Annotated in this window: 11 protein-coding genes; 9 read left to right on the forward strand and 2 right to left on the reverse strand. The window is 62.2% G+C overall.

Annotated features, from left to right (window positions below; translation table 11 throughout):
- Positions 1 to 156 precede the first annotated feature (156 nt).
- The 6 genes from ACMTA2_RS25840 to ACMTA2_RS25865 all read left to right on the forward strand — a co-directional run bounded on the left by ACMTA2_RS25840 (position 157) and on the right by ACMTA2_RS25865 (position 6048).
- Positions 157 to 903 (forward strand): amino acid ABC transporter permease, encoded by a 747-nt coding sequence (locus tag ACMTA2_RS25840; protein WP_413792342.1) that lies wholly within the window; start codon positions 157 to 159, stop codon positions 901 to 903.
- On the forward strand, positions 903 to 1574 hold the full coding sequence (locus ACMTA2_RS25845; RefSeq protein WP_413792343.1) for an amino acid ABC transporter permease: 672 nt from the start codon (positions 903 to 905) through the stop codon (positions 1572 to 1574). The genes ACMTA2_RS25840 and ACMTA2_RS25845 overlap by 1 nt, the downstream gene beginning before the upstream one ends.
- Positions 1571 to 2305, forward strand: a complete 735-nt coding sequence (locus ACMTA2_RS25850; RefSeq protein ID WP_003204983.1) for an amino acid ABC transporter ATP-binding protein — start codon at positions 1571 to 1573, stop codon at positions 2303 to 2305. Before ACMTA2_RS25845 ends, ACMTA2_RS25850 begins: the two co-directional genes overlap by 4 nt.
- A 161-nt stretch (positions 2306 to 2466) precedes the next feature.
- Entirely contained in the window at positions 2467 to 4368 is a 1902-nt protein-coding gene (aauS, locus tag ACMTA2_RS25855) for a two-component sensor histidine kinase AauS (protein WP_413792344.1), read from the forward strand.
- Positions 4365 to 5693 (forward strand): two-component response regulator AauR, encoded by a 1329-nt coding sequence (aauR, locus tag ACMTA2_RS25860; protein WP_413792345.1) that lies wholly within the window; start codon positions 4365 to 4367, stop codon positions 5691 to 5693. The genes aauS and aauR overlap by 4 nt, the downstream gene beginning before the upstream one ends.
- Positions 5694 to 5718: 25 nt before the next feature.
- Complete coding sequence (locus ACMTA2_RS25865; RefSeq protein WP_413795721.1) at positions 5719 to 6048, forward strand: GlpM family protein; 330 nt, start codon at positions 5719 to 5721, stop codon at positions 6046 to 6048.
- A gap of 182 nt (positions 6049 to 6230) precedes the next feature.
- On the opposite strand, the gene ACMTA2_RS25870 is transcribed toward ACMTA2_RS25865, so the two are convergent.
- Positions 6231 to 6845, reverse strand: coding sequence for an NAD(P)-dependent oxidoreductase (locus tag ACMTA2_RS25870; protein ID WP_413792346.1), 615 nt, complete (start codon positions 6843 to 6845; stop codon positions 6231 to 6233).
- Between the two features lie 200 nt (positions 6846 to 7045).
- Positions 7046 to 7924 carry an MBL fold metallo-hydrolase gene (locus tag ACMTA2_RS25875; protein WP_413792347.1) on the reverse strand — a complete coding sequence of 293 codons (879 nt, stop codon included), beginning with the start codon at positions 7922 to 7924 and terminating at the stop codon, positions 7046 to 7048.
- Positions 7925 to 8037: 113 nt separating this feature from the next.
- Here ACMTA2_RS25875 and ACMTA2_RS25880 point away from each other — a divergent pair, with 113 nt between their 5' ends.
- The 3 genes from ACMTA2_RS25880 to gcvH all read left to right on the forward strand — a co-directional run bounded on the left by ACMTA2_RS25880 (position 8038) and on the right by gcvH (position 11461).
- Entirely contained in the window at positions 8038 to 8943 is a 906-nt protein-coding gene (locus tag ACMTA2_RS25880; RefSeq protein ID WP_413792348.1) for a LysR family transcriptional regulator, read from the forward strand.
- A gap of 196 nt (positions 8944 to 9139) precedes the next feature.
- Complete coding sequence (locus ACMTA2_RS25885; RefSeq protein ID WP_413792349.1) at positions 9140 to 10648, forward strand: sigma-54-dependent transcriptional regulator; 1509 nt, start codon at positions 9140 to 9142, stop codon at positions 10646 to 10648.
- Positions 10649 to 11077: 429 nt separating this feature from the next.
- The gene (gcvH, locus tag ACMTA2_RS25890) at positions 11078 to 11461 is read left to right on the forward strand and encodes a glycine cleavage system protein GcvH (protein ID WP_413792350.1); all 384 of its coding nucleotides are present in this window, start codon (positions 11078 to 11080) and stop codon (positions 11459 to 11461) included.
- Positions 11462 to 11467 lie beyond the last annotated feature (6 nt).

Here is an 11467-nt window from a genome sequence, read left to right on the forward strand (position 1 = left end):
CCCTTTCAGGGGATGGTCACTCCCTGCTGGCAAATCTGGAAACACTCGAACCGGTGGCTGTCGAGCCGATCGCGTGTGCCTGGCCCCCAAGCCGGGCGGGAACGGAGTTTCCCCAGGCGGGCATTTGTATATCGAACGATCTGAGGGGAGACCCTAATGAATTACAACTGGGACTGGGGCGTGTTCTTCAAGTCCACCGGCGTGGGCAGCGAGACTTATCTCGACTGGTACGTGGCCGGCCTGGGCTGGACCATCGCCATCGCCGTCGTCGCCTGGATCATTGCCCTGCTGCTGGGTTCGATCCTGGGTGTGATGCGTACCGTGCCGAACCGACTGGTGTCGGGTATCGCCACCTGCTACGTGGAGCTTTTCCGTAACGTACCGCTGCTGGTTCAGCTGTTCATCTGGTATTTCCTGGTGCCGGACCTGCTGCCCGCCGACATGCAGGAGTGGTACAAACAGGACCTGAACCCGACCACCTCGGCCTACCTGAGCGTCGTCGTGTGCCTGGGCCTGTTTACCGCCGCCCGGGTCTGCGAACAGGTGCGCACCGGTATCCAGGCCCTGCCGCGCGGCCAGGAATCTGCCGCCCGCGCCATGGGCTTCAAGCTGCCGCAGATCTACTGGAACGTGCTGCTGCCCCAGGCCTACCGGATCATCATTCCGCCGCTTACCTCGGAATTCCTCAACGTCTTCAAGAACTCCTCCGTGGCCTCGCTGATCGGCCTGATGGAACTGCTCGCGCAGACCAAGCAGACCGCCGAGTTCTCCGCCAACCTGTTCGAAGCCTTTACCCTGGCGACGCTGATCTACTTCACCCTGAACATGAGCCTGATGTTGCTCATGCGCATGATCGAGAAGAAAGTCGCAGTGCCCGGCCTGATCTCCGTGGGGGGCAAATAATGGAATTCGACTTCACTGGCATCATCCCGGCCATTCCCGGCTTGTGGAACGGCATGGTGATGACCCTCAAGCTGATGGCCCTGGGTGTCGTCGGCGGGATCATCCTGGGGACGATCCTGGCGCTGATGCGCCTGTCCCACAACAAGCTGATCTCCAATATCGCCGGCGCCTACGTCAACTATTTCCGTTCGATTCCGCTGCTGCTGGTCATCACCTGGTTCTACCTGGCGGTACCGTTCGTGTTGCGCTGGATCACCGGCGAAGACACGCCAATCGGTGCGTTCGGCTCCTGCGTCGTGGCGTTCATGATGTTCGAGGCAGCGTACTTCTGCGAAATCGTGCGGGCCGGCGTGCAGTCGATCCCCAAGGGCCAGATGGGCGCGGCACAGGCGCTGGGCATGAATTATGGCCAGACCATGCGCCTGATCATCCTGCCCCAGGCGTTTCGCAAGATGACCCCGCTGCTGCTGCAACAGAGCATCATCCTGTTTCAGGACACCTCGCTGGTCTACACGGTCGGCCTGGTGGACTTCCTCAATGCTTCGCGAGCCAATGGCGACATCATCGGCCGCTCCAATGAGTTCCTGATCATCGCAGGTCTCGTGTACTTCACAATCAGCTTTGCCGCCTCGCTGCTGGTCAAGCGTCTGCAAAAAAGGTTCGCCGTATGATCTCTATCAAGAACATCAACAAGTGGTATGGGGACTTCCAGGTACTGACCAATTGCAGCACCGAGGTCAGCAAGGGTGAGGTTGTGGTGGTGTGCGGCCCCTCGGGGTCGGGCAAGTCCACGCTGATCAAGTGCGTGAACGCCCTGGAGCCGTTCCAGAAAGGCGACATCGTGGTCGACGGCACGTCCATCGCCGACCCGAAGACCAACCTGCCGAAACTGCGTTCGCGCGTGGGCATGGTGTTCCAGCATTTCGAACTGTTCCCGCACCTGACCATCACCGAGAACCTGACCATCGCGCAGATCAAGGTGCTGGGCCGCAGCAAGGAAGAAGCCACCAAGAAAGGCCTGCAACTGCTTGAGCGGGTCGGTCTTTCGGCCCACGCCCACAAGCACCCAGGCCAGCTCTCCGGTGGCCAGCAACAGCGCGTGGCGATTGCCCGTGCGCTGGCGATGGACCCGGTGGTGATGCTGTTCGACGAACCGACCTCGGCCCTTGACCCGGAAATGGTCAACGAAGTACTCGACGTGATGGTGCAACTGGCCCACGAAGGCATGACCATGATGTGCGTGACCCACGAAATGGGCTTCGCTCGCAAAGTGGCGAACCGGGTGATCTTCATGGACCAGGGCCAGATCATCGAAGACTGCAAGAAAGAAGAGTTCTTCGGCGACATCAGCGCCCGCTCCGAACGCGCGCAGCATTTCCTCGAGAAAATCCTGCAGCACTAAAAACACCGCTCCAATCCTGTGGGAGCGAGCTTGCTCGCGATAGCAGACTGTCAGCCAACATTATTGTCGGCCGGTAAGCAGTCATCGCGAGCAAGCTCGCTCCCACAAGGATCCAGTGTTGGCTTGTAGATTTGTGTTGTGGTTGACCCAAGGCTTCTGTGATGAAATGCGACCCCATCCTTTATCGCGCCGCGCCGCCATCACTCGCCGTGAAACCCCGTCTGATCCGCCATCTGTTCCTGCCGCCGCTGATCATTGCCCTGATGATCGGCCTGGGTTACCTCGGCTTCTGGATCAGCGAGCACTATGGCGTGCGTGGCCTCGCCGAGAATGGCGAACGCCAGTTGGAGCTGCACGCCCGCGCGGTCGAGAGCGAGATCAGCAAGTACACCTACCTGCCCAGCCTGCTGGAGCTTGAATCGAGTGTCTCGCAACTGCTCGACGACCCGACGCCCGAGCATCGCAAGACCGTCAACGAATACCTTGAAGGCCTGAACCGCCGCAGCCGCAGCCGGGCCATCTACGTCATGGACACCACCGGCCGGGTCATGGCCACCAGCAACTGGCGCGATGTCGACAGTTACCTGGGCGAAGACCTGTCCTTCCGTGCTTATTTCCAGAACGCCGTACGCGGCCAGCCGGGACGGTTCTACGGCATCGGCAGCACCAATGGCGAACCCGGCTACTACCTGGCCCATGGCCTGGAGCAACAGGGCAAGATCATCGGCGTCGCCGTGGTCAAGGTGCGTCTGGAAGCCATGGAGGAACGCTGGCAGCGAGCGCGGCTGGAGGCGTTCGTCAGCGACGAGAATGGCATCATCATCCTGTCCAGCGACCCGGCGCGACGGCTCAAGTCGGTACGTCCCCTGAGCGACGAGACCAAGGAACGCCTGGCCCGTAGCCTGCAATATTACTGGTTCCCGCTCAATGAGCTGGTGCCCCTGGCCCGGGAACGTCTGGCCGAAGGCATGGAGAAGCTGACGTTCCCGGCCAACACCGAACTGGTGTCCGACGAGCGCGCCATCAGCTACTTGTCCCAGACCCGGCCCTTGAGCGATACCCCGTGGAATTTCACCCTGCTGACCCCCCTTGAAGACCTGCGTCGCCAGGCGATCAACCAAGGCATCCTGGTGGCCGTGGCTTTCGCCCTGGTGGCGTTCCTGCTGATCGCCTGGAACGAACGGCGCAAGGTCATCGCCACCCGCCTTGCGGCCCGGGAAGCCTTGCAGGAAGCCAACAACCAGCTCGAGCGTCGGATTACCGAACGCACCACCGACCTGCGCGCCAGCAACGAACGACTCAAGGGTCAGATCCGCGAGCGACGCCAGGCCGAAGAGACCTTGCGCCGGGCCCAGGACGAACTGGTCCAGGCCGGCAAACTGGCGGCCATCGGCCAGATGTCCACCAGCATCGCCCATGAACTCAACCAGCCGCTGGCGGCGCTGCGCACCTTGTCGGGCAACACCGTGCGTTTCCTGGAGCGCGGCCAACTGGACATCGCCAGCACCAACCTCAAGACCATCAACGAATTGATCGACCGCATGGGCCGGATCACCGCCAGCCTGCGTGCCTTTGCCCGACGCGGCGATGACCAGGGCCAGGCGAGCCTGGGCAAGGCCGTCGAGGCCGCGCTGCAATTGCTGGGCGCCCGCCTGGAGAACCTCGACATCCAGATCCATAGCGGTTTCGAGGACGTGCAGTTGCACATCGACCAGACCCGCCTGGAGCAGATCCTGGTGAACCTGATCGGCAATGCCCTGGACGCCATGCAGACACAACCCGAGCCGAAACTGTGGCTCGAAGGCCAGGCCGCCGATGGTAAATATCGCCTGCGGGTGCGGGACAATGGTCACGGCATCGATCCTGAAGCCCGCAAGCATTTGTTCGAACCGTTCTTCACCACCAAGCCTGGCGAACAGGGCCTGGGCCTGGGCCTGACGCTTTCGGCAAGCCTGGCCGCCGCCGCGGGTGGACACCTGGGTGTCGAGTACCCGCCTGAACGTGGCACCACGTTTGTCCTCAATCTACCGTTGGTCCGCCTTTCACCTGCCGAGCCGCTATGAACCACGACCTGAGCGTACTGATCGTCGAAGACGATCCCCACGTCCTGCTGGGCTGCCAGCAGGCCTTGAGCCTGGAAGACATTCCCTGCATCGGCGTGGGCAGCGCCGAAGAAGCCCTGGAGCGAGTCGACGATAACTTTGCCGGTATCGTCATCAGCGACATTCGCCTGCCGGGCATCGACGGCCTGGAACTGCTGACCCGCCTCAAGGCGCGAGACCGAAGCCTGCCGGTGGTGCTGATCACCGGCCACGGCGACATTTCCATGGCAGTGGGCGCCATGCAAAAAGGCGCCTATGACTTCATGGAAAAACCCTTCTCCCCTGAGCGCCTGGTGGACGTCGCCCGCCGCGCACTGGAGCAGCGCAGCCTGGCCCGTGAGGTGTCTTCGCTGCGTCGGCAATTGGCCGAACGCGATTCCCTGGAGGGCCGGATCATTGGTCGCTCGCCGGCCATGCAACATCTGCGCGCGCTGATCGCCAACGTCGCCGACACGTCGGCCAACGTCTTGATCGAAGGTGAAACCGGCACCGGCAAGGAGCTCGTCGCCCGCTGCCTGCATGATTTCAGTCGGCGCCACGACAAGCCGTTCGTCGCGCTGAACTGCGGCGGCCTGCCGGAGAACCTGTTCGAAAGCGAGATTTTCGGCCACGAGGCCAATGCCTTCACCGGTGCCGGCAAACGCCGGATCGGCAAGATCGAGCACGCCGATGGCGGCACGCTGTTTCTCGATGAAGTGGAGAGCATGCCCCTGCCCCTGCAGATCAAGCTGCTGCGCGTGTTGCAGGAGCGCACCCTGGAGCGCCTGGGGTCGAACCAGAGCGTGGCCGTGGATTGCCGGGTGATCGCTGCCACCAAGTCCGACCTGGACGAAATGGGCCGGTCCGGCCAGTTCCGCAGCGACTTGTATTACCGCCTCAACGTGGTGACCCTGGAGCTGCCGCCCCTGCGTGAGCGGCGCGAAGACATCCTGCAACTGTTCGAGCATTTCCTCCAGCAGTCGTCCCTGCGCTTCGACCGCACGGTGCCGGAACTGGACAACCAGACCCTGTCGAACCTGATGAGCCACGACTGGCCGGGCAACGTGCGCGAGCTGCGCAATGTCGCCGAGCGCTACGCCCTGGGCCTGCCGGCGTTCAAGCGTTCCGGCGCCAGCGGCGGCAGCCAGGGCCTGGCGTTCGCCGAAGCGGTGGAAGCCTTCGAGCGCAACCTGTTGGCGGACGCCCTGCAACGCAGCGGCGGCAACCTGACCCAGGCCAGCCAGGAACTGGGCATGGCCAAGACCACGCTGTTCGACAAAGTCAAAAAATATGGCTTGAGCCACTGACCGGGGACGTGAACCTGTGGACCTGATATTCAAGGCGGCGCTGGGTGCAGCCGTGGTGGTCATCCTGGCCATGCTGGCCAAGACCCGGAATTACTACATCGCCGGGCTGGTGCCGCTGTTCCCCACCTTCGCCCTGATCGCCCATTACATCGTCGGCAAGGGCCGCTCGGTGGACGACCTGAAGACCACCATCGTGTTTGGCATGTGGTCGATCATTCCGTACTTCGTGTATCTCGCAACGCTGTACGTGATGCTCGACCGCCTGCGCCTCGAAGCTTCATTGGCCGTGGCAACCGTCGCCTGGCTGATGGCGGCGACGGTGCTGGTCAGCGTCTGGGTGAGGGTTCACGGTTAAACTGTGAGACCCATGTGGGAGCGGGCTTGCTCGCGAAGGCGGCGTGTCAGTCGACATTTACTTGGCTGACACAGCGCATTCGCGAGCAAGCCCGCTCCCACAATTTCATCGGTGACTACAGATACTACGATTACCCCACAGATGCCTGCGGCGATCAAACCGAGGCAGCGGACAGCGCCCGATCAATACCCGACGGTGAACCGCGTCCGCGAAAACTGCGGCGTTTCCACTTCATCGATCATCGCGATGGCGTAGTCGGCAAAGCTGATCCAGCTACGTCCGTCAGCGTCGAACAGCAGGTGATCCTTGCCGACACGGAACTGACCGGTGCGCTCGGTTTCGACGAATTCCGCAGAAGGCGAGAGGAAGGTCCAGTCCAGATCCTGCTCCTTGCGCAGCACATCCAGGAACAATGCACCGGCGCTGGCTTCGGCCAGGTATTCCTCCGGGAAGCCCTCGCTGTCGATCACACGGCTGTTATCCGGCAACAGCAACGACCCGGCCCCGCCAACCACCAGCAGGCGCTTGACCCCAGCGGCTTTCAGCGGTGCGATGACCTTGTCGGCCGGCACGCTGGCAAAGTGCGCGGCACTGATCACCACTTCATGCCCGTCGATGGCGGCGATCAGCGCCTCGCTGTCCAAGACGTCCAACTGCTTGCTGACCACCCCCGCCCTTTTGCCGATTTTCGCGGTGTTGCGGGCAATGGCCGTCACGCTATGACCCCGGCGCACGGCTTCTTCCAACAATTGGCTGCCTGCACGCCCGGTGGCGCCGATGATTGCGATTTTGCTCATGGTGTTCTCCAGTGATTAGCGATGTTGAAATACACGCTCTTGTGGCGAGGGGATTTATCCCCGCTGGACTGCGAAGCAGTCCCCTAATGCATCACATGCCACAGGTCTGATGTAACTGGGTCAGCCTTCTTAGGATCGCTTCGCGGCCCAGCGGGGATAAATCCCCTCGCCACAACGGTGCTCCGATCACAGATCGGTATTCACCACTTCATCTCGCCCTTTGCCACCTTGGCACTGAGCTCCAGGGAACTGTCTTCGCCCAGGTTCGGGTAGCGTTGTTTCATGGCGGCGATCAGTGCAGCGGAATCCTTGGCCTTGGCGGTTTCTTCATCGAAGGCCTTGATGTAACCGGCGGTGAAGCGCACCGGAGCCAGGGAGCGGGCGCTTTCACCCAAGTAATGGCCAGGGATCACAGTGGCCGGTTGCAGCTTTTCGATGTTATCCAGCGTCGCCAGCCAATCCTTGTGAGACTGCGGCGTCTGGGTATCGGCCATCCACACATGGATGTTCTCGGCCACCACGACCCCGCCGACCACTGCCTTGATCGATGGAATCCACACGAAACTGCGGTCCGGCTGCGGACCATCGAGGCCGACGACCTGCAAGCGCTGGCCTTCCAGGGTCAGGCTGTCGCCCTTGAGTACCTGGGGCACGATGGCCTTGGCCGGTGCATCGGTTTTCAGGATCGGCCCCCAATAGTTCAGCTTGCCCTCCATGGTGTGCTTGATGTGCTCGACGGTCGGCGCGGACGCCAGGACCTTGGCCTCGGGAAATGCGGCAATCAGTGTTTCCAGACCGAAATAGTAGTCTGGATCGCCGTGGCTGATGTAAATGGTGGTCAGCTGCTTGCCACTGGCGCGAATCTTCTCGACGACCTGCTCGGCCTGAGATTTGCCGAACTGAGCGTCGACGAGAATGGCTTCCTTTTCACCACTGACCAATACCGAAGTCACCGGAAAAATGGCCGCCGCGCCAGGGTTATAGACGTCAAGCGTCAAGTCGGCGGCCCAGCCCTGGGCGGTGAAGGCCAGGGCCGCAGTGGTCAGCAGCAGGCGCTTGATGGGGGAAAAAGTTTTCACGAAGTGCTCCGTCGTTCAAAGGCCCGCAAGGGAATGAAACGGAGCTTAGTTGCCTCACTCATTACAAAAAATGCGATGCTGGGACATAGTTTGTTTCTGAAATCGGGCAAATCATGGATCGTCTACAAGCAATGCGCGTTTTCGTCACAGTGGTCGACCTGGGCAGCCAGTCGGCGGCGGCCGAGCATCTGGACCTGTCGCGGCCGGTGGTGTCGCGGTATCTGGCGGAGCTGGAAGACTGGGTCGGCGCCCGGCTGATGCACCGCACCACCCGCAAGCTGAGCCTGACGGCCGCAGGCTCCGAGATCCTGCCGCGCTGCCGACAGATGCTGGAGCTGTCCGGCGACATGCAAGCCGCCGTCAGCGCCCCGGACGACGCACCACGGGGCATGTTGCGCATCAGTGCCAGCACCTCGTTCGGCCAGGCCCAACTGGCGAGCGCCATGGTCGAATACGTCAAGCGCTACCCTGGGGTGAGCGTCGACCTTCAGATGCTCGACCGTACCGTGAACCTGGTGGACGAACGCATCGACCTGGCGATCCGCATGAGCAACGACCTGGACCCGAACCTGATCGCCCGCCGCCTTACCGTCTGCCGCTCGGTGATCTGCGCCTCGCCGCGGTATCTGCGCGAGCACCCGACACCGCTGCGCGTGGAAGACTTGAGCCGGCACAACTGCCTGACCCACTCCTACGTCGGCAAGAGCCTGTGGCATTTCGAGCAGGACGGCGAACAGGTCTCGGTGCCGGTGCAAGGCAATATCAGCGCCAACGAAGCCAGCACCTTGCTTCAATCCACGATAGCCGGCGCGGGCGTGGCGATGCTGCCCAGCTACCAGGCCGGCGCCCACATCAAGAACGGCGAACTGATCCGCCTGCTGCCCCACGCCGAACCACGCCGGATGAACATGTACGCGGTGTATGCCTCACGCAAGCACATGCCGTCGGCGCTGCGCAGCCTGCTGGATTTCCTGGTGCTGAAGTTTCCCGAGACGCCGGAGTGGGATGTGGGGTTGTAGCTGCCACTTGTGAACGCCTGTGTGGGAGCGAGCTTGCTCGCGATAGCGGGGTGTCAGCCACCCTTTTATTGACTGATACACCGCTATCGCGAGCAAGCTCGCTCCCACAATGGAGATCGGTGTATGACCAGGATTTCACCATTAGCCCGCCCCAAGGCATACTTGCGGCCCTCCGAGTTCCAGAACCCATCGCCCCATGCGTATCCACGTCAGTTTCATCGACCGCGTCGGCATCACCCAGGAAGTCCTGGCCTTGCTCGGTGGGCGCAATCTCAATCTGGATGCGGTGGAAATGGTGCCGCCCAACGTCTACATCGACGCCCCGACCCTCAGCCCGCAAGTGCTCGACGAGTTGCGCGAGGCGCTGTTCAGCGTGCACGGCGTGCAGGCGGTCACCGTGGTGGACATCCTGCCGGGCCAGCGTCGGCACTTGCAGCTCGATGCCTTGCTCGCCGCCATGACCGACCCGGTGCTGGCCCTGGACAGCGTCGGCAAGGTATTGCTGGCCAACCCGGCGCTGATCGCCCTGTACGGTCGTGAACCGGCCGGGGAAAGCGTGGGAGAGGTGTTCAGTGACGAGGCATTGCTCGGTGCTTTGCTGGAAAACGGTTTCCGCCTGCCGTTGCGGGAGGTCACCCTCAACGGCCAGACCTTGCTGCTGGACGCCACCCCCATCACCGATGCCGGCGCGTTGCTGACGCTGTATCAGCCCAATCGCATCGGTGAACGCCTGTCGGCCCTGCATCACGACCACGCCGAAGGTTTCGACGCGCTGCTGGGCGAGTCCCCGGCGATCCGCACCCTCAAGGCTCGGGCCCAGCGGGTCGCGGCCCTGGATGCTCCACTGCTGATCCAGGGTGAAACCGGCACCGGCAAGGAACTGGTGGCCCGGGCTTGCCACGCCATCAGCGCCCGTCACAGCGCCCCCTTCCTGGCCCTGAACTGCGCCGCGCTGCCGGAGAACCTGGCGGAAAGCGAACTGTTCGGCTACGCCCCCGGCGCCTTCACCGGAGCGCAACGGGGCGGCAAGCCAGGGCTGATGGAGCTGGCGAACCAGGGCACGGTATTCCTCGATGAAATCGGTGAGATGTCGCCGTACCTGCAGGCCAAGCTGCTGCGTTTCTTGAACGATGGCAGCTTCCGCCGCGTAGGCGGCGATCGGGAAATCAAGGTCAACGTGCGGATCCTCAGCGCCACCCACCGCAACCTGGAGAAAATGGTCAGCGAGGGCTCGTTCCGTGAAGACCTGTTCTATCGCCTGAACGTGCTCAATGTCGAAGTCCCGCCGCTGCGGGAGCGCGGCCAGGACATCCTGCTGCTGGCGCGTTATTTCATGCAGCAGGCCTGCGCGCAGATCCAGCGCCCGGTCTGCCGCCTGGCCCCCGGCACGTACCCGGCACTGCTGGGCAACCGCTGGCCGGGCAACGTGCGGCAATTGCAGAACGTGATCTTCCGCGCCGCCGCCATCTGCGAAAGCAGCCTGGTGGACATCGGCGACCTGGACATCGCCGGCACCTCCGTGGCGCGCCAGGGCGATGTGGAAGTCGAAAGCCTGGAACAGGCCGTGGAAACCTTCGAGAAGCACCTGCTCGAAAGCCTCTATGCCAACTACCCCTCCACCCGCCAGTTGGCCAGCCGCCTGCAGACCTCCCACACCGCGATCGCCCATCGGTTGCGCAAGTACGGGATTTCCAACAAGCCATAAGCCCACCGCAATCCCCTTGTGGGAGCGAGCTTGCTCGCGATGACGGTAGCCCAGTCAGCCATAGGTTGACTGACACACTGCTATCGCGAGCAAGCCCGCTCCCACAGGATTCTGAGTTGTGGTCGAAATCGCGCCAAAAACGACCTCCATCTGTACTGAAAGCGCTACAGCGGAACGATATCGATACAGCGAGCGGTAAACTGCGTCATATAAGGCTTTGATCCCACAATATTTTTTTCCAGGCGCATCGCTGTAGCGATTTCGCTACAGCACAGGTAGCCCACATCACACCGAACCCCTTCAAATCATTGATCCATAAGCACTTATCGAGATTGGCCGCATTCTTGCTATGGGTATTGGCATCGGGCCGGGCCAAGCCCCGCGCCTTTCCTTCGCGTCCACCAGACGAATCTGGCCCCAGGAGTTTCCATGAGCGAGTTGCGTTTCACTGAAGATCACGAATGGCTGCGCGCCGAAGCCGACGGCAGCGTCACCGTAGGCATTACCGCTTTCGCGCAGAACGCATTGGGCGACGTGGTTTTCGTGCAACTGCCCGAATTGCAGTCCTACGCCAAGGGCGCCGAAGCCTCCACCGTGGAGTCGGTCAAGGCCGCCAGCGGCGTGTACATGCCCCTGGACGGTGAAGTGCTCGAAGTGAACGACAAACTCGACGCCAGCCCGGAACTGGTCAACGAAGATCCGTTGGGCGAAGGCTGGTTCTTCCGCTTTAAACCGACCGACGCCGGCGCAGTGGCTAAGCTGTTGGATCAAGACGCCTACGATCGCCTGATCAAAGCCAACGCCGAAGCCTGAGGAGCG

It is taken from the genome of Pseudomonas medicaginis, assembly GCF_965119365.1.
Classification (GTDB): Bacteria; Pseudomonadota; Gammaproteobacteria; order Pseudomonadales; family Pseudomonadaceae; genus Aquipseudomonas.

What these genes read in the sequence shown, in the direction of transcription:
- ACMTA2_RS25840 (WP_413792342.1), top strand. Translation starts at nt 157, where the DNA reads ATGAATTACAACTGGGACTGGGGCGTGTTCTTCAAGTCCACCGGCGTG.
- ACMTA2_RS25845 (WP_413792343.1), top strand. Translation starts at nt 903, where the DNA reads ATGGAATTCGACTTCACTGGCATCATCCCGGCCATTCCCGGCTTGTGG.
- ACMTA2_RS25850 (WP_003204983.1), top strand. Translation starts at nt 1,571, where the DNA reads ATGATCTCTATCAAGAACATCAACAAGTGGTATGGGGACTTCCAGGTA.
- aauS (WP_413792344.1), top strand. Translation starts at nt 2,467, where the DNA reads ATGAAATGCGACCCCATCCTTTATCGCGCCGCGCCGCCATCACTCGCC.
- aauR (WP_413792345.1), top strand. Translation starts at nt 4,365, where the DNA reads ATGAACCACGACCTGAGCGTACTGATCGTCGAAGACGATCCCCACGTC.
- ACMTA2_RS25870 (WP_413792346.1), bottom strand. Translation starts at nt 6,845, where the DNA reads ATGAGCAAAATCGCAATCATCGGCGCCACCGGGCGTGCAGGCAGCCAA.
- ACMTA2_RS25880 (WP_413792348.1), top strand. Translation starts at nt 8,038, where the DNA reads ATGGATCGTCTACAAGCAATGCGCGTTTTCGTCACAGTGGTCGACCTG.
- ACMTA2_RS25885 (WP_413792349.1), top strand. Translation starts at nt 9,140, where the DNA reads ATGCGTATCCACGTCAGTTTCATCGACCGCGTCGGCATCACCCAGGAA.
- gcvH (WP_413792350.1), top strand. Translation starts at nt 11,078, where the DNA reads ATGAGCGAGTTGCGTTTCACTGAAGATCACGAATGGCTGCGCGCCGAA.